A 24461-nucleotide genomic window follows, 5' to 3' on the forward strand; every position below is an offset into this window, starting at 1 on the left:
AGTCATCGGCGATTTAATCCCATGGCTTTCGGCCAAACGCGCTTCCTGTGGGGAAAATCAAGGATTCTGCTAATCCACGGAACGAACAGACTCTAAGAATCAGAAGAATCCAAAATTCGAAAATTCTTTTTTGAGAAGGGCTGGGGAAACCAGCTTTCCAAGGACGGGATGATGGCACGCAAGGTAGTAAAAGTGATCCGTGGGGAAGCGATGTTTCCGCCACCGATCTGGATGATGCGGCAGGCGGGCCGTTACCTGCCGGAGTATCGGGAAACGCGGAAGGCAGCGGGAAGTTTCCTCGATCTCTGCTATTCGCCCGATCTGGCCGTGGAAGTGACCCTGCAGCCCATCCGCCGGTTCGGTTTCGATGCGGCGATCCTGTTCTCGGATATTCTGGTGGTTCCCCATGCGCTCGGCCGCAATCTGCGCTTCGAGGAGGGCAGGGGACCGTTGATGAATCCGATTGGCGCGGAAGACATCGCGCGGATTGAAACTGAGGGTGTCGCGGAACGGCTGGAGCCGGTCTATGAGACGGTGCGGCGCCTGCGGGCGGAACTCCCCGAGGAGACGACGCTGCTCGGCTTTTGCGGGGCGCCCTGGACGGTGGCGACCTATATGATCGCCGGACATGGCACGCCGGACCAGGCGCCGGCGCGGCTTTTCGCTTATCGCTACCCGCAGGCCTTCCGGAAACTGCTCGACGACCTCGCCGACGTCTCGGCGGATTATCTGATCCGGCAGATCGATGCGGGCGCCGATGCGGTGCAGATTTTCGATTCCTGGTCCGGCGTGCTGGACGAGCGCTCCTTTAAGGAATTCTGCGTGAAGCCGGTGGCGCGGATCGTCGGAAAAGTGCGTGCCGTGCATCCCGATGCGCTGATCATCGGTTTCCCAAAAGGCGCGGGGACGCTTTATTGCGGCTATCGCGAAAAGACCGGCGTCAACGCGCTCGGCCTTGACTGGACTGTGCCCCTGTCGTTTGCTGCGCAACTGCAAGGGCAGGGGGCCGTGCAGGGTAATCTCGATCCCCTACGGCTCGTCGCCGGCGGCGTGGCGCTGGATGAAGGGGTCGATACCATATTGGAAGCGCTGGGCAATGGGCCGCTGGTCTTCAATCTCGGGCATGGGATCACGCCGGAAGCGCCCGTCGCCCATGTGGAACGCATGATCGAACGGGTGAGGGCAAGGACATGAGCACAGGATCGAGCGGAAATTCGGCAGCCTCAGGCGGACGGGCGGCGGTGCGCGCCATTGCCGCCATCGTCATCGTGGCATTGGGGCTTCTTCTCATGTTTCACGTGAATCCGGGCACGGCCTATCCCTGGGTCAAGGCGATTCACGTCATCGCCGTCATCTCATGGATGGCGGGGATGCTCTATCTGCCGCGCCTTTTCGTTTATCACTGCGCGGCCGAGCCGGGCTCGGTACAGTCAGAAACCTTCAAGGCGATGGAGCAGCGGCTCCTGCGCTTCATCATCAATCCCGCCATGATCGTCACCTGGATTATGGGGCTATGGATGGCCTGGAAGATTTTCGATTTCACCGGCGGCTGGCTCCACGCCAAGCTGCTGGCGGTGGTGATCCTGTCCGGCGTCCATGGCTATTTTTCCAAAGCGGTACGGCTCTTCGCCGCGGACAAGAATACGAAACCGGCCAGTTTCTGGCGGATGATGAACGAGGTGCCGACGGTGCTGATGATCATCATCGTGATTCTGGTCATCGTGAAGCCGTTCTGACGCTTATCCTTGGTGCGGTTCCCGTCTAACCTTTGCCGGGAACCGCCTATTCAAGTTTTGTTTATCCCATTCAATGCAACGAAAAGTCGTTATACTTCGTTGCGAAATGCAATAAGAGCCAAACTTGGCACTTGTCCCCTCCCGCACAAAAGGGTATGGATAGGCCCCTCCCTATGGAAATGCAGACTGTCGATGCCGGCCATGACCTCCATGGCCAATCCTTCCGAACAACTGCCCCTTTCTTTCTCCCACTTAAATGAGCCTCGCACCTATGCAGGAAATGAAACTACAAGAACTAAAGAATAAGACGCCGGTCGATCTCCTGGCTTTCGCCGAAACGCTCGAAGTCGAAAATGCCAGCGTGATGCGCAAGCAGGAGCTGATGTTCGCGATCCTTAAGAAGCTCGCTTCGCAGGACGTGGAGATCATCGGTGAAGGCGTGGTGGAAGTGCTGCAGGACGGGTTCGGCTTCCTGCGCTCCGCCAATGCCAATTATCTGCCCGGCCCTGACGATATTTATATTTCTCCGTCGCAGATCCGGCGGTTCTCGCTCAAGACCGGCGATACGGTCGAGGGGCCGATTCGCGGGCCCAAGGAAGGGGAACGCTATTTCGCTCTCCTCAAGGTCAACACGATCAATTTCGAAGACCCCGAGAAAATCCGCCACAAGATCCATTTCGACAATCTGACGCCGCTTTATCCGGATGAGCGGCTGAAGATGGAGCTGGAGAACCCGACCGGCAAGGACCTCTCTCCCCGCGTGATCGATCTCGTCGCGCCGCTCGGCAAAGGCCAGCGCGGGCTGATCGTCGCGCCGCCGCGTACGGGTAAGACTGTCCTCCTCCAGAACATCGCCCATTCGATCACTGCAAACCATCCGGAATGCTATCTGATCGTTCTCCTAATCGATGAGCGCCCCGAGGAAGTCACCGACATGCAGCGCTCGGTGAAGGGTGAGGTGGTGTCCTCGACCTTCGATGAGCCGGCCTCGCGCCACGTGCAGGTGGCGGAAATGGTTATCGAGAAGGCAAAGCGCCTGGTCGAGCATGGCCGCGATGTGGTGATCCTGCTCGATTCGATCACGCGTCTTGGCCGTGCCTACAACACAGTGGTTCCGTCGTCAGGTAAGGTGCTGACCGGTGGTGTCGACGCGAACGCGCTGCAGCGGCCGAAGCGCTTCTTCGGCGCGGCGCGCAATATCGAGGAAGGCGGCTCGCTCACGATCATCGCGACGGCGCTGATCGATACCGGCAGCCGCATGGACGAAGTGATCTTTGAAGAGTTCAAGGGCACTGGTAATTCAGAAATCGTGCTCGACCGCAAGGTGGCCGACAAGCGCATCTTCCCGGCGATGGACATTTTGAAATCTGGCACGCGCAAGGAAGACCTGCTCGTTCCGCGCCAGGACCTACAGAAGATTTTTGTACTGCGCCGCATTCTCGCGCCGATGGGAACGACCGATGCAATCGAATTCCTGATCGACAAGCTCAAGCAGACGAAGACCAATGGCGAGTTCTTCGACTCGATGAATACGTAATCCTTATCGGGTCTCGCAAGATGCCAGCCCGCAGCTTATATAGCTGCGGGCTTTCTCATATCCGAAGGGCTATTCGAGATAGGGCAAATATCGCCTTTTATTCGATTCGCCTGCGCAACGAATAATGGTGCTGGCATGGAGCCGATCTTTCACGACACGATCTTTGCACTTTCCAGCGGCCGACTGCCTTCCGGTGTCGCGGTGATCCGTTTGTCAGGTTCGGAAACTCGATTCGTGGTCGAAACAATTTCCGAAACGGCTCCGGAACCACGTAGAGCGTCGTATCGGCCGTTCTATTCGCAACAGCGCGAATTGCTGGATCGCGGACTATTACTCTATTTTCCCGGCCCCTACAGTTTCACCGGCGAGGATTGCGCTGAATTCCATCTCCATGGCGGCTCCGCTGTTGTTGACCGCTTCCTTATGGAACTGTCGAGCTTCAAAAACTGCCGCATTGCAGAACCTGGCGAGTTCACCCGCCGAGCATTTGCCAATGGCAAGATGGATTTGACCGTCGCCGAAGGATTGGCCGACCTCATAGCGGCCGAAACCGAGAGCCAGCGCCGGCTGGCATTACAGGCCGCCACAGGTGCGCAGCGTGATCTCTATATGGGTTGGCGTCAGGAACTGCTACAGGCACGGGCGCTGATCGAGGCCGAGCTCGACTTTGCCGATGAGTCGGATGTGCCGGATTCGGTTGCCGATCAGATATGGCAGACGCTCGATGTGCTGGCGGAAAAGATCGACCGTCACCTCACTGATGGGAAAAGAGGGTCCATATTCCGTGACGGATTACATGTGGCCATCGTCGGCGCTCCCAACGCGGGAAAATCGAGCCTCCTCAATCAGCTTGCCGGCCGAGACGTCGCCATTATATCCGAGGAAGCTGGGACGACGCGCGATCTTCTCGAAGTCAAGCTCGATCTCGGCGGCATCCCGGTTTTTGTAACGGACACTGCCGGACTTAGGGAGACAGAAGGAGCCGTTGAGAAGATCGGCATTGAGCGCGCTCGCCTACGAGCCGCTACCGCTGATTTGGTTCTCCTCTTGGAAGATATTAACCAGACCGAACCTGTCGATTTGCCAGAACTCAAGGGTGAGCTATGGCGGGTCGGCAATAAATCCGATTTGACCGACGCGCATGATATAGGCGAATGGGCGTATCGAATATCGGCCCGCTCCGGAGAAGGTCTCGATGAATTGATTGCTGCCATCAGTCATTTCGCGCAGGTAAAGGCGGGTGATATAAGCGTCGTCATTCCCTCGCGGCGAAGGCACATAGACCTCTTGGGTATTACGCGCACCGAAATCATGGAAGCAGTACACGGGAAACACCTTCCGCCGGAATTGCGTGCCGAGAATCTCCGCCGCGCCACCCAGGCACTCGGGCGCATTACTGGAGATGTGGATGTGGAAGATATTTTGGATGTTATCTTTTCGCAATTCTGCATCGGTAAGTGATTCACGTGAAACATGTGCTCATCCAGCTAATCGTGTCTTTAGATTCACGTGAAACAATGGATAAGGAGCAATCAGCCTCACACTGAAACAACTGTGCCCCCCTTTGTGCTCCTCAGACGTTCCGTGCTAGTGCCTCACCAGACCAATTTGTTTCAAATGGAAGTAGCGAAGCTTGATCTTCGTTGTTGGTGGGTTCCTCTACGTCTCTATGAACAGACGTCTCAAAACGGAATTTATGTTTCCATGAAAAGTAGTCGCTGGCCATGTTCTAAGGTGCGAGCCTTTGGCTACGCCAGTATGAATGAAGCTACTCAAAAACACCCCATTAAAATATTGAGTTCTAAATACGCAGGTATGACTGGGCCAAATCGCCCTAGCGGAAGACTCCGCATATATCGCCCCTTGTTTCACGTGAAACATCTGTGGAATCTATAAACCGCACTTGACTCCCCAAAATCGTACACTCGCCACTATCTCTTCTGGACCAATCCAACGGTCAATTCTATGTTGGGCTCCTAAAAATCGTTTCCGCTTCGTGAGCGAATGCGATAGAGACCTGGCATGACACAAAAATTCGATGTTATCGTTGTTGGCGGCGGGCATGCCGGCTGTGAGGCTGCGGCTGCATCCGCTCGCTATGGTGCGCGCACCGCGCTTGTTACCCATCGTTTCGATACGATTGGGGTGATGTCCTGCAATCCTGCTATTGGCGGGTTGGGGAAGGGACATCTGGTACGCGAAATCGACGCGCTCGACGGGTTGATGGGCAGGGTCGCGGATGCCGCCGGCATCCAGTTCCGCCTTCTCAATCGCAGGAAGGGGCCAGCCGTCCGAGGGCCACGGACGCAAGCTGATCGTAAGCTCTATCGGCTCGCCATGCAGGAAGCCATCCGTGCGCAGGAGAGTCTCACCGTTGTCGAAGGCGGTGTGAACGATCTGATCATTGAGAACGACACTGTCGCTGGTGTGAAGCTCACAAGCGGAGAGTTGCTTCAGGCGGGTGCTGTGGTCCTCACGTCAGGGACTTTTCTGCGCGGCCTGATCCATATCGGTGAGAAAAAGATTCCGGCCGGTCGTATGGGAGAGCAACCGGCCTTGGGTCTTTCCGATACATTGAACGCGATTGGATTTGCGCTCGGTCGGTTAAAGACTGGAACGCCGCCGCGGCTCGATGGGCGCACCATTGATTGGGTCGGCCTCGACATGCAGAAGCCGGATGAGGATCCGGTGCCGTTTTCGCTGATGACAGACAGGATCACCACGTCGCAGATCGATTGCGGGATTACGCGTACGACGCCCGCGACCCATGCCATCATCAGGGAGAATCTGCATCGTTCCGCTATGTACTCCGGATCGATCGAGGGGGTGGGACCGCGTTACTGTCCTTCAGTCGAAGACAAGATCGTCAAGTTTGGCGACCGGGACGGACATCAGATTTTCCTCGAGCCGGAGGGGCTGGATGACGACACGGTTTATCCAAATGGCATTTCGACGTCCCTGCCGCAAGAGGTACAGCTCGCGCTGTTGAAGACGATTCCGGGGCTTGAGCGAGCAACGATGCTGCAGCCAGGTTATGCCATCGAATATGACTTCATCGACCCGCGTGAGCTTGAACGCAGTTTGGAGACGAGAAGGGTTCGGGGGCTTTTCCTGGCCGGGCAGATCAACGGCACGACCGGTTATGAGGAAGCGGCGGCACAGGGCTTGCTCGCCGGGCTTAATGCGGCACGGCGCGCTGGTGGTGCTGAGCCGACGGTGCTCTTGCGTACGGAGGCCTATATCGGCGTGATGGTCGATGATCTCACCTCCAGAGGTGTGAGCGAGCCATACCGTATGTTTACGTCGCGTGCCGAGTTCCGGCTTTCCTTGCGCGCTGACAACGCCGACCAGCGTTTAACGCCGCTGGCGGATAGGCTTGGCATTCTGGGCGAGGCGCGTCGCGCACGTTTTGCTGAGCGGCAAACGAAACTCGACACCGCGCGTGCTTTGGCCAAAACGCTGTCGGTCACGCCAAACATGGCGGCCAAACATGGCCTGCAATTGAATCAAGACGGCGTTCGCCGTACGGCTTATGATCTTCTTGCCTATCCTGAGATCGACCTTGTCCGGCTCGGTGAGATCTGGCCGGAACTACGGTCCCTAGACGAGGCAACGAAAGAAGCTCTCGAAGTGGAGGCGCAATATGCCGTTTATCTCGAACGCCAACAGGCGGATATCGCTATCATGGAGCGGGAGGAACAGCTTCTCATTCCCACTGGTCTTTCGTTCGATGCGGTTCCTGGACTTTCCAATGAGCTAAAGCAGAAGCTCCGCCAGCGGAAACCGAAGTCTATTGCGGAAGCGCAGCGCATTGAGGGCATGACGCCCGCCGCGTTGGCTTTAATTATTACGCAGGTGCGCCGTCAGGGAAAGCAGCCTGAGCCGGTTGGTGAAGAACGAGGCGTGGCGTGAACGAAAAACGATTCTCAGGCTTGCGAGACATCGTTCCGGTTGTTTCACGTGAAACGGCGGAAACGCTGGAAGCATTCGAAACACTGTTTCGAAAATGGAATGCCGCTATCAATCTCGCCGCCCCCTCTACGCTGCCGGAATTGTGGGAGCGGCACATTCTCGACAGCGCCCAATTGTTTCCTCTGGCGCCGCAGGCGATGAAATGGCTCGATATCGGTTCGGGCGGCGGCTTTCCCGGAGTCGTGCTGGCGATTTTGCTGAAAGAGCGGGATGGGGCCTCTATCGATCTGGTGGAGAGCAATAGCAAGAAGGCTGCGTTTCTGCGCACAGCCATCGCCGCGGCGAAAGCGCCGGGCCGCGTTCACGCTGAGCGTATCGAAACTGCTGGGGGGAAGATTGGGATACCCGACATCGTGACGGCGCGCGCGCTCGCCTCGTTGAAGGATCTTCTTCTCTTGGCTGAGCCTTGGTTGACGGGTGGCGCTACCGCGCTCTTTCAAAAAGGCCGGGGATACGTCCGCGAAATTGAGGAAAGCCGTGACGCTTGGGATTATGATCTGATAGAACATCCAAGTGCCATCGAGAACGGATCGGTCATCCTTCAAATCAGCAATATACGGAGGATTGGCCATGAGGACAGCCGTACAGTTGGACTGACGGTTCCGAAAGCGTAAGGCAGAAGCCGGGGTGACAGCGATGACGAACGAAACCCGTATCATAACGATTGCCAATCAGAAGGGCGGCGTGGGCAAGACGACGACGGCCATTAATCTGGCGACTGCGCTTGCCGCTATCGGCGAAATGGTGCTGATCGTCGATCTCGATCCGCAAGGCAATGCCAGCACCGGCCTCGGCATTGATCGCCGCAATCGCGACTATTCTTCCTATGACGTGTTAACCCAGGCTTCGACGGTGAGGGAGGCGGCGATTGCGACTGACGTCCCCAATCTGCATATCGTTCCCTCGACGCTGGACCTGCTTGGAATCGAGATGGAAATTGCGCAGGCACCGGATCGTACCCGTCGCCTGCGCGACGCGCTGCGTTTCGATTCCCATGTGCGGGAGATGTACAGCTACATTCTGGTCGACTGCCCTCCGTCGCTCAATCTGCTGACGCTCAACGCGATGGCGGCGGCGGATTCCGTTCTGGTGCCGCTGCAATGCGAATTCTTCGCGCTGGAAGGGTTGAGCCAGCTCTTGGAGACGGTCAATCAGGTGCGCAATTCGCTCAATCCGGAGCTGTCAATCCAAGGGATTGTGCTCACCATGTTCGACAGCCGCAATAATCTCGCCGCACAGGTGGTGGATGATGTGCGCTCCTTCATGGGCGAGAAGGTTTACCGCACCGTCATTCCGCGCAATGTCCGCGTTTCCGAGGCCCCTTCGCATGGCAAGCCAGCGATCCTTTACGATCTCAAATGCGCCGGCAGCCAAGCTTATCTCCAGCTCGCATCGGAAGTGATTCAGCGGGAACGGCAATTAAGGGCAGCCTAACGTCAGGTAGGCGTAAAACAGATCGATTCGAATACGTAACAAAGTGAGTTGCTTCAGATGAACGAGGATCCTTCCAAAAAACGTCTTGGCCGGGGGCTGGCGGCATTGATCGGCGAAATGGATCGTCCGGTGGAGAGCAAGGTTGCCGCCGCTCCTCAATATGAACGGCACATCCCGATCGAATTCATCTTCCGCAATCCACGAAACCCGCGCCGTACCTTCACCGAGGCGGAACTGGAGGATCTGGCGCAATCGATTCGTGAGCATGGCGTGGTGCAGCCAGTCGTGGTGCGGCCATCGCCAACGCAGCCGGACCGGTACTATGAGCTGATTGCCGGCGAGCGGCGCTGGCGCGCGGCTCAGAAGGCCGGCCTCGCCAACCTGCCGGTGATCCTGCGCGATGTGGATGACCGCACGGCTCTGGAACTGGCCATCATCGAAAACGTGCAGCGCTCCGACCTCAACCCGGTCGAAGAGGCGGCAGGATACCAGCAGTTGATCGAGAACCACGGCTATACACAGGCCGATCTGGCGAATGTGATCGGCAAGAGCCGCAGCCATGTCGCGAACACGCTGCGGCTGTTGAAACTGCCCCAGAGCGTGCAGGATATGATTACCGATGGTTCGCTCTCGGCTGGCCATGCCCGTACTCTGATCACTGCGGAAAATCCGGCGGAATTGGCTGAGAAGATCGTTCGGGAAGGACTTTCGGTGCGTCAGGCCGAGGCGTTGGCACAGGCACAAGCCCAAGGCAAAACTCTTCAGAAGCCAGAGAAGACCCAAGCCGAAAAAGACGCGGACACCAAGGCGCTCGAAAAGCTTCTTTCCGATGTGATGGGTATGAAGATCGCCATCAATCACAAGGAAAAGGGCGGCGAAGTGCGCATTCGCTATACCTCTCTGGAGCAACTCGACGAAGTCTGCCGGAGATTGCAGAGTTAGGGGCGGCAATGAGAAGAGGCGGGAAAGGCCATAGCCCTCCCGCTATTCAAACCGATTCGTACCCGGAATGATATCTTTCGTCTTATTGACCACGCCCCGCGCGGGCTGCTTCCACGGCGAGAGCGAGCAGGGACTGACGGATAACGGGCACGGCGAGGGATGCATTCTGCCGGCTTTCCAAAACGGTTCTTTGCAGGCGCTCCATGGCTCGTGAAAGCCGGTCACCGGTCCAGCGGGCAAGCGCGGTTTCAATGAGTTTGCGCCGGTTGAAAAATACGGGCGGCTTGGCGGAGGCCACGGTGGCAGCCGCATTCTTTCCCTCGGCGTCCATGACATGCCGCAGGAGCTGAATCTGCTGGAATTGCCGCGTGGCGGTGTTGAGGATGAGGAAGGGCGGCGAGCCGGTTTTGACCACCCGGTCGAAAGCGGTGCTGAACCGGAGGATGTCACCGATCAGGATGGCATCGGCAATCTCGTCATTGGAGAGAGCGCTGACATCGCCCACCGCCTCGCGCACATCATCAATGGTTATCCGTTCCCGGCCATGGGCATAGAGGCAGAGCTTCTCCAGTTCGCCGCGCGTGGCTAGGCGGTCGCCGCCGAGGCTGTCGCGCAGCAGTTGGCGGGCCTCGAGCGTGATCTGCATTTTTTCGCGCGAAAGCATATCGTCGATTACAGCGTCTACGCCACGCGAATCATCGCTGTAGCAGGGAAGCGCCATGGCCGATGAAGCGCCTTCCACAATGGTGCGCAGACTCGCGCCTTTCTTGAGATCGCCGGCTTCGATGAGAATGCGGGTGTCCGTAGGAGGTTCGGCCGCGAGAATCTTGACGGCCTCGGCCAGTCCCTTCTGGCCGGCTGCATTGCGCACCCAGATCAGCCGTTCGCCGCCAAACATGGAGATGGTGCGGGCTTCATCCGCGAGTCTGGCCGGATCGGCGTCGATGTCGTCGGCCTCTAGCCGAATCACGGCGAATGGATCATCGAGGGACAAGCCGGTCGAACTGGCGAATACGGCAGCGCGCTCGCTGACCAGTCCTTTGTCGGGGCCGTAAAGAAGCAGCACGGCGAACGACATCCGGCTCGGGCTTTTCAGAAAGCTATCGACTTCATGGGATTTTTTCTGCGCCATGGTCGGATTCAGTGAATGGTGAATCGTGAATAGTCAATAGTTGGATGGAAGCTATTGATGGCATGGAGCAGACGGCTCTCTCACCATTCACCGTTCACGATCAACCAATCAGCAATTCATCGTCGTCCAGATTCTGCCCGCGCACCCGCCGGAACATTTCGATGAGATCCTCGACGCCCAAGGTCTTCCTGTTGTCGCCGGTGACATCAAGCACGATGTTGCCGCCGTGAAGCATGATGGTGCGCGTGCCGAAATCGAGCGCCTGGCGCATCGAATGGGTCACCATCAGCGTGGTCAGCTTGTTTTCATTGACCAGCGACTGGGTCAGTTCCATGACATATTCAGCCATGCCTGGATCGAGCGCCGCCGTATGCTCGTCGAGAAGCAGCACTTCGGAGCCGGAAAGCGTCGCCATGACCAGCGATAGGGCCTGGCGCTGACCGCCGGAGAGCAATTCCATGCGATCATGCATCCGGTTTTCGAGCCCGAGATTGAGTGAGGCCACCCGCTCGCGGAAGTGGTCGCGGCGGTGCTTGCCGAGCGCTGGTGAGAGGCCGCGCGTCTTGCCGCGGGCGGCGGCGAGCGCCAGGTTTTCCTCAATGGTGAGCGCGCCGCAGCTGCCTGCCAGCGGGTCCTGGAAGACGCGGGCGACAAGGGCGGCACGATCAGCCGTGGGCTTGCGTGTCACGTCCTTGCCGCTGATGACGACCTTGCCTTCCGTCGGCAGCACATCGCCGGCCAGCACGCCGAGCAGAGTGGATTTGCCGGCGCCGTTGGAGCCGATGACGGTGACGAATGCGCCTTCGTCGATGGTGAGGTTGATGCCTGATAGTGCCTGCTTCTGCAGCGGCGTACCGCGCCCGAAGGTGACGCCGAGCTTAGAGAGTTCGATCATTTTGCGGCTCCTCCACGGCGCAGGCGCGGCAAGACAAGCGCGATGGTGACGAGAACGGCGGTGACGAGATTGAGGTCGGATGCCTGAAGCCCGAGGGAATCGCTCGACAGCGCGAACTGGATGGCGATGCGATAGATAATCGAGCCGCCGACGCAGCCGAGGATCGCGATGAGCAGCAGGCGGCTGCGGAACAACGTCTCCCCGATAATGACGGCGGCAAGGCCGACGACGATGGTGCCGACACCAGCTGTAACGTCTGCGAAGCCGTTGGTCTGCGCAAAGAGCGAGCCGCCGAGCGCGACGAGCGCATTAGAAAGCGCCATGCCGAGATAAATCTGACGGTCCGTCCTTACGCCTTGCGCGCGGGCCATGCGCGGGTTGGCGCCGGTCGCGCGCATGGCAAGGCCGATGTCGCTTTCGAGGAAGCGCCAGACCAGCAGCACCATGACGGCAACGAGCACGGCGAGGAAGAGCGGGCGCACGTAATAATCGGGCAGGCCCAAGCCATAGAAGGGCGATATCATCGTATCCTGATTGATCAGCGCCACATTCGGCCGGCCCATCACGCGGATATTGACCGAGAAGAGCGCCGTCATGGTCAGGATCGACGCGAGCAGATTGAGAATATGGAAGCGAAGGTTCAGAGCGGCAGTGACGAGCCCGCCCGCAGCACCCGCCAGCATGGCGGCGCCCGCGGCTGCCCAGGGATTGACGCCTGCAATGATGAGGACAGCCGTGACCGCCGCGCCGAGCGGAAATGTGCCGTCAACGGTCAAATCGGGAAAATCGAGCACGCGAAAGGCGAGGTATACGCCCACCGCGACAAAGGAAAAGACGAGGCCCAGCTCGACCGCACCCCAGAAGGCGATCTGGCTCACTGTGAACGATCCTTCAAAACATGTTCCATCGGAGCGGTTCTTGCATAACAGGGAGCCGGGCCCGCGCCCAAACTACCCGTCATTTGTCAAGAACCGGCGGCGGAAGGTCCGCCGCCGGTTCATTGGTCAATTATCGCAGAAAAGTCCAGAAGTTCTTTAGCCCCATGATCTTACCCAAAAAGTCTGCAACTTTTTGGGATCGAGCTCTACTTAATGACCTTGGTCGCACGGTCGATCACGGCTTGCGGAACCTCAACGCCCATTTTCTTGGCGGCGACGAGGTTGATGACCAGATCGGTGCCCTTGGCGACGGTGACGGGAATATCGCCCGGCTTCTCGCCGTTCAGAACCTTGGCGACGATCGCGCCGGTCTGCTTGCCGACATCGTGATAGTTGAAGCCCAGCGCGGCGAACGAACCGCGATTGACTGAATCCGTGTCTGCGGTGAAGAGCGGAAGCTTGTTTTCCTCGGCCACCGCGACCGCGCTTTCCAGTGCCGAAACGATGGTGTTGTCGGTCGGCACATAGATGATGTCGGCGCGGCCGACGAGCGCGCGCGCCGCGCCCTGCACATCGGCGGACTTGGTGGCGGCAGATTCAACGACAGTGATGCCGGCCTTCTCCGCCGCGCCCTTCAGCGCGGCGAGCAGCGAGACGGAGTTAGTTTCGCCGGGATTGTAGAGAAAGCCGATGGTTTTGACGTTAGGCAGGATTTCCTTGATCAGCGTCACATGGTCGGCCACCGGCGACATGTCGGAAAGGCCGGTGACGTTGCCGCCCGGCTTTTCCATATTCTTGACAAGCTGCGCGCCAAGCGGATCGGACACGGCAGTGAAAACGACAGGAATATCGCGCGTCGCGGACACCACGGCCTGCGCGGAAGGCGTCGAGATCGGCACGATCACATCCGGATTGTCGCCAACAAACTGGCGGGCGATCTGCGCCGCGGTGCCGGCATTGCCCTGCGCGGACTGATAGACAAACTTAAGATTCTCGCCTTCCTTGAAGCCGGCCTCGGCCAGCGCTTCCTTCACGCCATCGCGCGTGGCGTCGAGCGCCGGATGCTCGACGATGGCCGTGACAGCCACAGTCACGTCCTTCGCCATGGCCGGGGTTGCAAGAGCAGTGGCGGCGAGAAGCGCCATGATGATCGAACGCATGAATATCTCCCTGTTTTAGCGTCCTCTAAAGCATTGTTCCGGCAGGCTGAATTCAACGCGTCCCTTGAAAGACGCAGCCATTCATTGTTCCCCGGTTCTTGGACAATATCCTTACGCGAGGAGATTTCGTCATGCAAATGATACGAAGGGGGGAAGGAAGAAATGGCGAGAATGAAAATGGAATCTACCAAATGGCGCTTAAAAAGGCAGGTGCGTTTTGCCAACCACGAGGCTAAGCGCAAGATATTGCTTCCTTACTGGATGCCAGATGTCGCTTTTAAAGCCTCGGTAGCAAGCGACGTTACATTAATTTTCTCAATATCATCAGGAATCGCCGCCGCAGTGAAAATTCCTGCCAAAAAACAATAGCTCAGGTAATGGTGATCCCGACAGGATTCGAACCTGTGACCCTCAGATTAGGAATCTGATGCTCTATCCTACTGAGCTACGGGACCACTCTTTGCTATTCTCCGCATCCATGCGTCGTGTAGACACGCAGCATAAACGCATGAGCGACACATACTGTTTTTCTAGCCCCAAGCCAAGCCCGTAAGGCTCGGAACATTCAGCGCGACGCTTCGGCGAGCGCCACCCAGTAGCTGATGCCGTAAGGGAGGGCATCGTCGTTGAAATCATAGGCGGGATGGTGGAGACCTGATGTCTCGCCATTGCCAATGAAGATGAACGCGCCGGGGCGGGTTTCCAGCATATAGGAGAAATCCTCCCCCGCCATCATCGGCGCCACCGAGGCATTGACTTGGAGTTTGCCCGCGACATTCCGGGCGATATCTGCCGCGATGTCGGTCTCGTCGTCATGATTGAAGGTGACGGGGTACTTGCGCTGATAATCGACCGTGATCTCTGCGCCCGTGGCCGATGAAACAGCGGCTGCATAAGCCTTAATGCGGGTTTCGGCGAAGTCGCGCGTTTCGGGCTTCAAGGTGCGCACCGTTCCGGCGAGTTCTGCCGTCTCCGGGATGACGTTATAGGCCTCGCCCGCGTGAAACTTCGTCACGGTCAATACCAGCGAATCGAGCGGGTCCGCACCGCGCGAGACGATGCTTTGCAGGAAGGTGACGAGCTGCGATCCCGCGACGATGGGGTCGATGGTGCGGTGCGGCTGGGCCGCGTGGCCGCCACGCCCCTTGATATGGATGGTGAACTCATCGGTCGCCGCCATGATCGGGCCTTTGCACATGGCGAAGGAGCCGACCGGCAAGCCCGGCAGATTGTGCATGCCATAGACCGATTCGATGCCGAAACGGTCCATCATGCCGTCCTTCACCATGGCGAGGCCGCCAGCGCCGCCTTCTTCCGCTGGCTGGAAGATCACCGCGACGGAGCCCTTGAAATTGCGCGTTTCGCAAAGATATTGCGCCGCGCCGAGAAGCATCGCCATATGCCCGTCATGGCCGCAGGAATGGGCGCGGCCCGGATTTTTCGACATCCAGGGCTTTGCGGAGGTCTCAGTAATCGGCAGGGCGTCCATGTCCGATCGCAGGCCGATGGTGGGGCCATCGCCCTGCCGTCCGTGGATGAGGCCGACGACGCCGGTGCGGCCTATGCCGGTGACCACTTCGTCGCAGCCGAAGGTTTTGAGCTTTTCGGCGACGAACCGGGCCGTTTCGTGCACGTCGTAAAGCAGTTCCGGGTTCTGGTGGAGATGGCGGCGCCAACCCGACACTTCCTCCTGCATTTCGACGGCGCGGTTCAACAATGGCATTTACTGGCACTCCGGCTTGAACAGATCATGAGGTTTCGGTGAAGAGGAAACAATGGTTCTTTGCCTTTTCTCCGCCACATGGAATAAATAGGCCCATTGTTTCCTGACGTGAAGCCCTGAATGCTGCATGACATCCCCCACCCGCAGGCGAGGAGCAGGCTTGAATGGTTCTGACTTTTAAAGGCGCGCGTGAAATATCGAGATTTCTGGCCGTCTCCATGATGGCCGTCACGCTTGCGGCGGGAACTTCGGGTGTCTCCGCGCAGCCCGCCACTCCGGCCAGCCCCGCGGCGCCCGTGATTGCCACACCGTCCATCCTCGTCGATATCACAACCGGCAAGGTGCTGGCACATCAAAACGCCTTTGCGCGCTGGTATCCGGCCTCGCTGACCAAGCTGATGACGGCCTATGTGACGTTTCGGGCGCTTGCCAGCGGCCAGGTTGCGCTCAAATCTCCTGTCCGCATGACGGTCAATGCCGCCAAGGAGCCACCGAGTAAGATGGGCTACAAGCCCGGTTCGATAATGACGCTCGATACGGCGCTCACTATCATGCTGGTCAAATCGGCCAATGACGTGGCTGTAGCCATCGGCGAGGCGATCGGGGGAACCGAGGCGGGCTTCGTTCAGCGGATGAATGCCGAAGCGCAGCGTCTCGGCATGTTCGGTACGCATTTCGCTAACCCGAACGGGCTGCACGACCCCAACAATTATTCGACGGCGCGCGATCTCGCGGTGCTCGTGACGCATATCCGGCACGAGTTTCCACAATACGCACATTATTTCGCCACGGAAGCGATCGAAACGAATCCGGGCAGGAAGATCACGCCCAATTACAACATCCTGCTGGGCCGATTCGACGGCGCTGATGGCATGAAGACGGGCTTCGTCTGCGCCTCCGGCTTCAACCTCGCTGCCACCGCCACCCGCAATGGCCGCACGCTGCTGGCCGTAGTGCTGGGCGCGTCGAGCCAGCAGGCGCGGGCAATCGAGGCGGCGCGGCTTCTGGGCGAGGGGTTCAAGACGGACGAGGCAGGGGCGGAAACGCTGGCAACGCTGCGTCCTTATGGCGCGGATGTGGCGCAGGCGACGGACATGCGCGCCGTGCTGTGCAACCAGCAGGCGCTCGCCGACCGCTGGGACGGTCGCGATGTCGAAGGCAAGCTGAAGCTCGATTCGCCCTATATCCATGCCATGGCCGGTGAGCCCAAGGCCGTTCCGGTCGGTCTCGTTGTCACCGCTCCGCAGCCCAAGCCGGGTGCTATCGATATTTCGCAAGTTCCCGTGCCGCAACCCCGTCCCAACCGCATTCCGCGCGCTGCCCCTGCTGCCGCGAACCAAGGGGGCTAATCGATGAACCTTCCCGCCTACGCCATTCCAGTCTCGGTGCTCACAGGCTTTCTCGGCTCGGGCAAAACGACGCTTTTGAATCGGCTCCTGAAAGACCCGGCGCTTTCCGATACGGCTGTCATCATCAATGAGTTCGGCGATGTCGGTATCGATCATCTGCTGGTCGGGCAGGCGAGCGAAGGCATTATCGAGCTTTCCGATGGCTGCCTCTGCTGTACCGTGCGCGGCGAGTTGGTCGATACGCTCGCAGGACTGATCGACAGGCTGCAAACCGGGCGGATCAAGCGGTTGAAGCGCGTCATCATAGAAACGACTGGGCTTGCCGATCCGGCCCCCGTGCTTCACGCGGTCATGGGGCATCCGGTGCTGATGCAGGCTTTCCGGGTGGATGGCGTCATCACCACGGTCGATGCAGCCAACGGGATGGCGACGCTCGACGCGCATGAAGAGGCGGTGAAGCAGGCGGCGGTGGCCGACCGGATCGTCGTCACCAAGACGGACCTTGCCGAAGCGCGGGCAGGGCTTGGCGATTTGCGGCTGCGGCTTTCATGCCTCAATCCGGCAGCGGATGTGATCGATGCGAGCGACCAGCGCGCCGGTTACGCGGCGCTGTTCGAATGCGGGCTCTATAATCCCGAGACGAAAAGCGCGGATGTGCAGCGCTGGCTGCGGGCGGAAGCCTTCGAGCATGAGCATCACGATCACCATGATGGGCACGATCATGACGAGTCCCATGGTCACGGGCATCACCACCACCATCATCATGATGTGAACCGGCATGACGCCTCGATCCGCTCCTTCTCGCTGAAGCATGACAAGCCGGTACCGTTCTCGGCCTTCGAGATGTTCCTCGACCTGTTGCGCTCCGCCCATGGCGAGAAGCTGCTGCGGGTCAAGGGCATCATCGAAATCGCCGAGGATCCGGAGCGCCCGCTCGTCATCCACGGCGTCCAGCAAATCTTCCATCCGCCGGCGCGGCTTGCCTCCTGGCCGGACGGAAAGCATGAAACGCGGCTGGTGATGATCACCAAAGACCTGCCAGAGGCTTATGTGCGGCAATTGTTCGATGCGTTCTTAAGCCGCCCGCAGGTCGATATGCCTGACCGTGCGGCGCTGACAGACAATCCGCTGGCAATACCGGGCTATTCGGCAAAGGGCTAATCGGCCCGCTTACGAATAAGAAAGCGGTGGCCGGATTCGAGGGAAACGGTCTCGATGAGTTCGTGGCCGTTCTCAGCGCAGAAATGCGGGATGTCGATGGCCGCCAAGGGGTCGCTGGTCTCGACCCGGAGCCTGGCTCCGGGCGGCATATCGCGCAATTTACGCTGCGTTTTCAGAACGGGCAGGGGGCAGTTCAGGCCCCTCAAATCGTAAATCGCAACGGAATCATCCTGCCCGGCCATCATGGAAATCAACGGCCGAATTTCCACCATGGTTTCTTTTCCGGCGCGGCTTCGGCGGATTGCACCGTTTGCGGGGCTGGTTCCGCCGTCCCCGCAGGCAAGCCCGCCGGAGAGACAACATTGACTGTCCGCTCCGCCGGAACGGGCTGTGGAACCGGGGGCGTCATGACGGGAGCGGCCTCGGCAGTGGCGGTCGCCGTGGTCGAAGGCGCGGCGGAGGGCTGCGGCGTCACTGTTGCCACGGCGGTCGCAGGCGTTGCCGCCGGAACCGGCGTGCGGGCGAGCATGACCGGCTGCGCGGCGATATCGGGCGCGCCCGGTTTTTCCCTGGAGGCAGGGGTCAGCGAAGGCGGTTCGCGCGAAACCTTTTCGCCCCGCGCCCGCGCGGCGCTCCAGGCGGAAACGAGCTTTGCTTCTTCCAGCCCGGCAATCGACGGGGCCGGGTTCTTCTTGCTGGAACTGCTTTGCGCCGCCGAGAAGGCTGTCTCGAAGGTCTTCTGATAGCTTATATATGACATGCGCGCCGCGTCGGGCTGCCCGACGGGCGGGCAGGATGCGTCAGGCGCGATGCCTTCGGGCCCGATGGCGGTGTTGTTGAAGACATAGCGCTTCTCGCAGACGTCGACCTTCGGCGGAACCTTGTTGATCTCGAACAGGTCATAGCCTTCTTTCAACATCTTCCAGAACGGATAGTTCACGTCGTTGCGGTAGCGCGCCATATTCGCGGCGGTCATGCGGAAGGGAAAAGCCTGGATCTGAAACGCCGGCTGGCCACCGCGGAAAGCGTCGCGCGCGAAGGCATAGATCTCCGCCACCTGCTCGTCCGTCATCGAGTAACAGCCCGACGAGGAGCACGCGCCATGCACCATCAGATGCTGGCCGGTGCGGCCATTGACCCGGTCATAGGCGTTGGGAAAGCCGATATTAAAGGCGAGATAATAGCTCGATTTCGGGTTCATCTGCGCCGGGCGCACGTAATAGAAGCCCTCGGGGGCCTGACGGTCGCCTTCGATGAATTTCGGCCCGAGCTTACCCGACCATTTGCAGATGTCATAGGAGGCGATGAGGTCGTAGCGCCCGTTGTCCTTGCGCTTCCAGACCTCGAGCTGGCTTTCCTCCTTGAAAATGCGCAGCATGATCGGCGAAGTGGTGGTCATCCCCTTCGCCTTCATCTTCATCACGATCTTCTGCGGCAGCGGCTTTTCCGCCTTGGGCGATATATCTTCAAGGGACTTGCCCTGACAGCCGGCAAGCATCACCGACGCCATGAGTGAAGCAAGAATCGTGTATTTGAGCTTCATGTCCCTCTTTTCGCCCCTCAAGCATTAGACCGCTCCCCGCTTCCCAGGGACTCTAGACAGCAAAACCTTTCGGTAGTGTTCACGAATCCTTTATGTGGAGGAGCAGTCTCCCCGATCACAGTGATGTCACCGGAGCGAAGATTTTGTCAACTTATCTTGAGGGCGGTTTTATGGCGAGGGCTATGCGCTAAATATTGCGGCCCATTGCGAGATATTTCGCGCGCCGCTCCTTCTTCAGCGTTTCGCCATCCACATCGGCCATGGACTTCAATGCCGCCGCGATGGTGTCGCCGGTGGCGTCGATGGCCGCTTCCTTGCCGCGATGGGCGCCGCCGACAGGCTCGGAGATGATGCCGTCAATGATTTTCAGCTCATAGAGGTCCTGGGCAGTAATGCGCATGGAGGTGGCGGCATCCTTGGCGCGCGTCGAATCGTGCCACAAGATCGAGGCCGCGCCTTCCGGCGAAATCACCGAATAGATGGAATGCTCGAGCATAAAGACCTTGTTCGCCGCGGCGATGGCGATGGCGCCGCCGGAGCCGCCTTCGCCGATGATGACGGAGACCATGGGAACGGTGAGGTTGAGGCAGGCAGCGGTGGAGCGGGCAATCGCCTCCGCCTGGCCGCGCTCCTCGGCGCTTACGCCGGGATAGGCGCCCGCCGTATCGACCAACGTCACAACGGGCAGGCCGAAGCGGTCGGCCAGTTCCATGATGCGGACGGCCTTGCGGTAGCCTTCTGGCCGGGCCGAGCCGAAATTATGCTTCAGGCGCGATTTGGTGTCCGCGCCTTTTTCCTGGCCAATGACTGCCACCGCCTGGCCCCGGAAGCGGGCAAAACCAGCCTGAATCGCCTCATCCTCGGCAAATTTGCGGTCACCCGCAAGCGGCGTGAATTCGGTGAAGAGCCTTTTGACATAGTCGAGGCAATGCGGACGGTCCGGATGGCGCGCGATCTGTGCCTTCTGCCAGGGCGTCAGCTTGCGATAGAGATCCCTCAGCGCGTCGGCGGAGCGCTTTTCCAGGCGGGCGATTTCGTCGCCCATCTCGACGCTGCCGCTTTCCTGCGAAAGCTTCTTCAGCTCGAGGATCTGACCTTCGAGGTCGGCGACGGGTTTTTCGAAATCGAGGTAATTGTGCATATGGCCTGACTATTTGTACGCGCAAACGTGCTGGGTCTATGAGGATATTTCCTCGACGGCTATCCCTATATGCGTGCAATCACGCCTCGAAAGGCGCTCCGAGCCCGCGAACCGCGTTTCTCATAGCGGCACGAGGCTCAATCGGCAAGCGGATGATGTGCACTCACTAGCTGATGCAGCCTTTCCTCCAGCACATGGGTGTAGATTTGCGTGGTGGAAATGTCGGAATGGCCGAGCAATTGCTGGACGGCGCGCAAGTCCGCTCCGTTCTGTAGAAGATGACTGGCAAAAGCATGGCGCAGGACATGGGGCGAAATTGCGGCGGCGGAAATGCCGGCGCGCGCGGCGAGCGATTTCAATTCCCGCGCAAAGACCTGCCGCGCCAGGTGACCGCTTTCGGAGAAAGCCGGAAATAGCCATGGGTTCTCATCGGTGCCGGGCATCGCATCGCGTAGAGCGAGGTAGCGGCTCATCGCCTCGCGCGCTTTCAGCGAGAGGGGCACCATGCGCTCCTTGGCGCCCTTGCCGCGCACCAGCAGAAAGCGATGATCGGAGCGGGCGACACTGACAGGCAGGCCGACGAGTTCGGAAACGCGCATTCCCGTCGCATAGAGCGTCTCGATCAGGGCGTGGAGCCTGATGGCACGCAGGACATCCCCGCCCGGTGCGGCTTGCGAATCGTCCGCCTCCAGCTTCGCCCGGTCAAGCAGACGGGTGACGGCGTCCTCGCTCATGATCTTCGGCAGCGGGCGCTCCTTCTTCGGGGCATCGAGCACGCCGGTCGGGTCGTCCTGACGAAGGCCTTCCGAATAGAGGAAGCGAAAGAACTGCTTCAGCGCTGAAAGCCGTCGCGCCTGCGATGACGCGGCAAAGCCCAGCGTCGCCATTTCATTCAGATAGGCCCCGATATCATCAGGCGTGGCGTTCGGCAGTTGCACGCCCCGCGCGGCCATGAATTCGGCGACGGCTTCCAGATCGCGGGCATAGGAAAGGAGCGTGTTTTCTGCCGCTCCGCGCTCCGCGCTCATCATTTCAAGGAAATTTTCGATTGCCGCGGCTGATTTCATGACGATCCAGCTGGTTTTTCCAGCCTTCCCGGTTTGGGTGCGAGTTTTTCTGGCGGGATGCGGATAGACATTTCGCCGGTGGTGGGTTCGACGAATGTGACGAGCGCCAGCATCCCGCCATAAATGAGCAGGGCGACGAGAGCCAGCGAGAGAAGTAGGCGCGTCAGGGTCGGCATGGCCAGTCTTTATGCTGCGCTAAGGATGTGAATGCAAGAAGCGTGGTTTTTAGCTGCGCATGGTCTTGTCCGAAAAGTCTGCAACTTTTCAGGACCATGCGGATATTGACACCATATGCTTTACAAACCGCGCATTTTCATGTGGAAACGCTGCTCATGAGCATGAATGACGATCACGAGCCGAACCAGGTCGAGGCCGCCGCTATCCGGGAGCGGCTGGGCACGCGCGCCGTCGTGCTCGTCGGGCTGATGGGGGCGGGTAAATCCACCGTCGGCAAGAAGCTGGCGAGTCTCTTAGGGCTTCCCTTCCATGATGCGGACAATGAAATCGAAGCCGTGTCGCGGATGACCATCCCCGAGCTGTTCGAAGCCTATGGCGAGCCGGAGTTCCGCAATCTGGAGCGACGGGTGATCCAGCGCCTGCTCGAAGCCGGCCCGATGGTGCTGGCGACGGGCGGTGGCGCTTATATGAATGCACAGACGCGCGAAGCCATCGCCGCCTATGGGATTTCGGTCTGGCTCAAGGCCGATCTCGATCTCCTGATGGAGCGGGTATCGCGTCGGCAGAACCGGCCATTGCTCAAGAACCCCAATCCGCGCGGCGTCATGGAAACGCTGATGGCCGAGCGTTATCCGGTCTATGCCTTGGCCGACCTCACCGTTATCTCCCGCGACGAGAAAAAGGAAGTGATCGCGCAGGAAGTGATCGACGCGCTGTCACGCCATCTCGGCCTCTCCGGACAGGCCGCAACCGAAAGCACCGCATCATGAGCGCCGAAATCACCACCGTACCGGTTTCCCTTGGCGACCGCTCCTATGACATACTCATCGGAGCCGGTCTCATTGCGCGGGCGGGCGAGAAGATTTCCCGGCGTATAAAGGGCGTGCGGGCGGCCATCGTCACCGACGAGAATGTCGCTCATCATTATCTCGGCGCGCTCACGCAGAGTCTCGAGGGTGCGGGCATTGCCGCAACGCCTGTTGTTGTCGCGCCGGGCGAAAAGTCGAAGGGCTTTGCCACGCTCGAGACGGTGACGAATGCGGTTCTGGCGGCGAGGCTGGAGCGCGGCGATGTGGTGATCGCGCTTGGCGGCGGGGTCGTCGGCGATCTCGCGGGATTTGTCGCGGGTATCGTGCGGCGCGGCATGGGCTTCATCCAGATGCCGACCTCTTTGCTGGCGCAGGTGGATTCCTCTGTCGGCGGCAAGACCGGCATCAACACCGCCCATGGCAAGAACCTCGTCGGCGTCTTCTACCAACCACAACTGGTACTCGCCGATACGGACACGCTCGACACGCTGAGCCCGCGCGAATTCCGTGCCGGCTATGCGGAAGTTGTGAAATATGGGCTGATCGACCGGCCGGATTTCTTCGCCTGGCTGGAGAAGAACCGGGAAAAAATATTCGCGGGCGGCCCGGAGCGCGCCGAGGCCATCGCCACTTCCTGCCGCGCCAAGGCGGATGTGGTGGCGCGCGACGAGCGCGAAACCGGCGACCGGGCGCTGCTCAACCTGGGCCACACTTTCGGCCACGCGCTCGAAACGGCCACAGCTTACGATTCCAGCCGCCTTGTCCATGGAGAGGCGGTTTCCATCGGCATGGTGCTGGCGCATCGCTTTTCAGCCCACATGAATCTGGCAAGCCCCGATGATGCGACACGGGTCGAAGCGCATCTGAAGGAGGCCGGCTTGCCAGTGGCGATTTCGCAGATCCCCGGTTCGCTGCCATCAGCCGAAAAGCTGATGGACTATATCGCGCAGGACAAGAAAGTCTCGCGCGGCGCGCTGACCTTCATCCTGACGCGGGGCATTGGGCAGTCGTTTATTGCGAAGGATGTGCCTGCTTCGGCGGTGCTGGAGTTTTTGAAGGAAAAAGTCTAACAATCGTTCGATTGGACTCACGGGGAAACCGTGGTTTGCCTCAAGTCCGCCGCAAGGTGGCGAACCGAGAGGAAGTCAAGTTCGAATGGTTGACAGCCCTGCCTTCCGAGGCGGGGCTTTGTTTTGTGGTCGTATTAATCTATCTATAAGTATAATGTCTTAAAACTATAATATCTTCCATAAAATATCCGGTTAACTATTATGGGAAAACGAACAAAAACCGTAAATCAAAATAACATAAATTTGCGCGGTGCACCGGACTATGGCGTCACCGATACGGGCAATGGCTTTTTCAACAATCGCGAAATCCATCTTTTGCTGATCCGCGTTTATATAGGCCTCGATTTCATCCATCATTTCGCCGAGAAATTCGGCCTGCTCGGTACGAAGGCCTATGAGGACGTGCTGCATTACTTCGGCACTGTGACCTCCGATGCCTACCCAATGCTGATTCTGGCGGGACTATGCGAGTTCGGTGCGTTCGTCGGCTTTACCTTTGGACTCTTCACCCGCGTCGCTGCGGTGGGCACGGCGCTCTATCTGGTGATCGCGCTGTTCATGGGCCATCACAATTTGATGGGCTTCACTTGGGCCAATCCCGGCGGCGGTTGGGAATATCCGGCTTTTTGGGCGTTTATTTGCCTAAGCTATATTTTGACAGGCGGTGGCCGCTATTCAATCGATCACTGGCTCCGTCCGCGTCTGCCCAACGGGCTGAAATGGCTTAGCGCGTAA

The 24461-nt window shown here is 59.2% G+C and carries 24 protein-coding genes and 1 tRNA gene; 14 read left to right on the top strand and 11 right to left on the bottom strand.

The window, feature by feature from the left end:
• Positions 1-171 precede the first annotated feature (171 nt).
• From hemE to ACOWVG_RS05755, 8 genes are all read left to right on the top strand, one after another.
• Complete coding sequence (gene hemE, locus ACOWVG_RS05720; protein WP_420960542.1) at positions 172-1194, top strand: uroporphyrinogen decarboxylase; 1023 nt, start codon at positions 172-174, stop codon at positions 1192-1194.
• A 95-nt stretch (positions 1195-1289) separates the two neighbouring features.
• Positions 1290-1736, top strand: a complete 447-nt coding sequence (hemJ, locus tag ACOWVG_RS05725) for a protoporphyrinogen oxidase HemJ (protein ID WP_420960804.1) — start codon at positions 1290-1292, stop codon at positions 1734-1736.
• A 271-nt stretch (positions 1737-2007) separates the two neighbouring features.
• Complete coding sequence (gene rho, locus ACOWVG_RS05730; RefSeq protein ID WP_420960544.1) at positions 2008-3273, top strand: transcription termination factor Rho; 1266 nt, start codon at positions 2008-2010, stop codon at positions 3271-3273.
• A 135-nt stretch (positions 3274-3408) separates the two neighbouring features.
• Entirely contained in the window at positions 3409-4734 is a 1326-nt protein-coding gene (gene mnmE, locus ACOWVG_RS05735; RefSeq protein WP_420960545.1) for a tRNA uridine-5-carboxymethylaminomethyl(34) synthesis GTPase MnmE, read from the top strand.
• A gap of 561 nt (positions 4735-5295) precedes the next feature.
• On the top strand, positions 5296-7185 hold the full coding sequence (gene mnmG / locus ACOWVG_RS05740; RefSeq protein ID WP_420960546.1) for a tRNA uridine-5-carboxymethylaminomethyl(34) synthesis enzyme MnmG: 1890 nt from the start codon (positions 5296-5298) through the stop codon (positions 7183-7185).
• Positions 7182-7859 (top strand): 16S rRNA (guanine(527)-N(7))-methyltransferase RsmG, encoded by a 678-nt coding sequence (gene rsmG / locus ACOWVG_RS05745; RefSeq protein WP_420960547.1) that lies wholly within the window; start codon positions 7182-7184, stop codon positions 7857-7859. The genes mnmG and rsmG overlap by 4 nt, the downstream gene beginning before the upstream one ends.
• 22 nt (positions 7860-7881) lie before the next feature.
• A complete protein-coding gene (locus ACOWVG_RS05750) occupies positions 7882-8679 on the top strand; it encodes a ParA family protein (RefSeq protein ID WP_420960548.1) in 798 nt (265 codons plus the stop codon).
• A 57-nt stretch (positions 8680-8736) separates the two neighbouring features.
• A complete protein-coding gene (locus ACOWVG_RS05755) occupies positions 8737-9621 on the top strand; it encodes a ParB/RepB/Spo0J family partition protein (RefSeq protein WP_420960549.1) in 885 nt (294 codons plus the stop codon).
• 82 nt (positions 9622-9703) lie between these two features.
• Here the strand turns inward: ACOWVG_RS05755 and holA are convergent, their stop codons facing one another.
• The 4 genes from holA to ACOWVG_RS05775 all read right to left on the bottom strand — a co-directional run bounded on the left by holA (position 9704) and on the right by ACOWVG_RS05775 (position 13686).
• Positions 9704-10753: a DNA polymerase III subunit delta gene (gene holA, locus ACOWVG_RS05760; protein ID WP_420960550.1), complete on the bottom strand. Its 1050-nt coding sequence runs from the start codon at positions 10751-10753 to the stop codon at positions 9704-9706.
• A gap of 100 nt (positions 10754-10853) precedes the next feature.
• Positions 10854-11648: an ABC transporter ATP-binding protein gene (locus tag ACOWVG_RS05765; RefSeq protein ID WP_420960551.1), complete on the bottom strand. Its 795-nt coding sequence runs from the start codon at positions 11646-11648 to the stop codon at positions 10854-10856.
• Positions 11645-12526, bottom strand: a complete 882-nt coding sequence (locus ACOWVG_RS05770) for an ABC transporter permease (RefSeq protein WP_420960552.1) — start codon at positions 12524-12526, stop codon at positions 11645-11647. Before ACOWVG_RS05770 ends, ACOWVG_RS05765 begins: the two co-directional genes overlap by 4 nt.
• A gap of 206 nt (positions 12527-12732) precedes the next feature.
• Entirely contained in the window at positions 12733-13686 is a 954-nt protein-coding gene (locus tag ACOWVG_RS05775; protein ID WP_420960553.1) for an ABC transporter substrate-binding protein, read from the bottom strand.
• A 171-nt stretch (positions 13687-13857) separates the two neighbouring features.
• Here ACOWVG_RS05775 and ACOWVG_RS05780 point away from each other — a divergent pair, with 171 nt between their 5' ends.
• The gene (locus ACOWVG_RS05780; protein WP_420960554.1) at positions 13858-14055 is read left to right on the top strand and encodes a hypothetical protein; all 198 of its coding nucleotides are present in this window, start codon (positions 13858-13860) and stop codon (positions 14053-14055) included.
• Positions 14056-14064: 9 nt separating this feature from the next.
• Here the strand turns inward: ACOWVG_RS05780 and ACOWVG_RS05785 are convergent.
• A tRNA-Arg gene (locus tag ACOWVG_RS05785) sits at positions 14065-14141 on the bottom strand.
• Between the two features lie 110 nt (positions 14142-14251).
• A complete protein-coding gene (locus ACOWVG_RS05790; RefSeq protein WP_420960555.1) occupies positions 14252-15409 on the bottom strand; it encodes a M20 aminoacylase family protein in 1158 nt (385 codons plus the stop codon).
• A gap of 221 nt (positions 15410-15630) precedes the next feature.
• On the opposite strand from ACOWVG_RS05790, the gene ACOWVG_RS05795 reads away from it, so the two are divergent.
• Together ACOWVG_RS05795 and ACOWVG_RS05800 are read left to right on the top strand one after the other, a co-directional pair.
• Positions 15631-16758, top strand: coding sequence for a D-alanyl-D-alanine carboxypeptidase family protein (locus tag ACOWVG_RS05795; protein ID WP_420960805.1), 1128 nt, complete (start codon positions 15631-15633; stop codon positions 16756-16758).
• Between the two features lie 3 nt (positions 16759-16761).
• Positions 16762-17919 carry a CobW family GTP-binding protein gene (locus tag ACOWVG_RS05800; protein WP_420960556.1) on the top strand — a complete coding sequence of 386 codons (1158 nt, stop codon included), beginning with the start codon at positions 16762-16764 and terminating at the stop codon, positions 17917-17919.
• Here ACOWVG_RS05800 and ACOWVG_RS05805 read toward each other — a convergent pair.
• The 5 genes from ACOWVG_RS05805 to ACOWVG_RS05825 all read right to left on the bottom strand — a co-directional run bounded on the left by ACOWVG_RS05805 (position 17916) and on the right by ACOWVG_RS05825 (position 21846).
• A complete protein-coding gene (locus ACOWVG_RS05805; protein WP_420960557.1) occupies positions 17916-18191 on the bottom strand; it encodes a sulfurtransferase TusA family protein in 276 nt (91 codons plus the stop codon). The genes ACOWVG_RS05800 and ACOWVG_RS05805 overlap by 4 nt on opposite strands.
• Positions 18170-19462 (bottom strand): L,D-transpeptidase family protein, encoded by a 1293-nt coding sequence (locus tag ACOWVG_RS05810; protein WP_420960558.1) that lies wholly within the window; start codon positions 19460-19462, stop codon positions 18170-18172. Before ACOWVG_RS05810 ends, ACOWVG_RS05805 begins: the two co-directional genes overlap by 22 nt.
• A 187-nt stretch (positions 19463-19649) precedes the next feature.
• Positions 19650-20603, bottom strand: a complete 954-nt coding sequence (locus ACOWVG_RS05815; RefSeq protein ID WP_420960559.1) for an acetyl-CoA carboxylase carboxyltransferase subunit alpha — start codon at positions 20601-20603, stop codon at positions 19650-19652.
• A 137-nt stretch (positions 20604-20740) separates the two neighbouring features.
• Positions 20741-21670, bottom strand: coding sequence for a site-specific tyrosine recombinase XerD (gene xerD / locus ACOWVG_RS05820; RefSeq protein WP_420960560.1), 930 nt, complete (start codon positions 21668-21670; stop codon positions 20741-20743).
• Positions 21667-21846 (bottom strand): histidine kinase, encoded by a 180-nt coding sequence (locus ACOWVG_RS05825; protein ID WP_420960561.1) that lies wholly within the window; start codon positions 21844-21846, stop codon positions 21667-21669. The genes xerD and ACOWVG_RS05825 overlap by 4 nt, the downstream gene beginning before the upstream one ends.
• A 162-nt stretch (positions 21847-22008) precedes the next feature.
• Here ACOWVG_RS05825 and ACOWVG_RS05830 point away from each other — a divergent pair, with 162 nt between their 5' ends.
• The 3 genes from ACOWVG_RS05830 to ACOWVG_RS05840 all read left to right on the top strand — a co-directional run bounded on the left by ACOWVG_RS05830 (position 22009) and on the right by ACOWVG_RS05840 (position 24461).
• Positions 22009-22617: a shikimate kinase gene (locus ACOWVG_RS05830; protein WP_420960807.1), complete on the top strand. Its 609-nt coding sequence runs from the start codon at positions 22009-22011 to the stop codon at positions 22615-22617.
• Positions 22614-23726 (top strand): 3-dehydroquinate synthase, encoded by a 1113-nt coding sequence (aroB, locus tag ACOWVG_RS05835; protein WP_420960562.1) that lies wholly within the window; start codon positions 22614-22616, stop codon positions 23724-23726. Before ACOWVG_RS05830 ends, aroB begins: the two co-directional genes overlap by 4 nt.
• 243 nt (positions 23727-23969) lie before the next feature.
• Positions 23970-24461, top strand: a complete 492-nt coding sequence (locus tag ACOWVG_RS05840; RefSeq protein WP_420960563.1) for a DoxX family protein — start codon at positions 23970-23972, stop codon at positions 24459-24461.

Origin of the sequence: Brucella sp. IR073 (assembly GCF_049065735.1) — a bacterium.
Taxonomy (GTDB): Bacteria; Pseudomonadota; Alphaproteobacteria; order Rhizobiales; family Rhizobiaceae; genus Paramesorhizobium.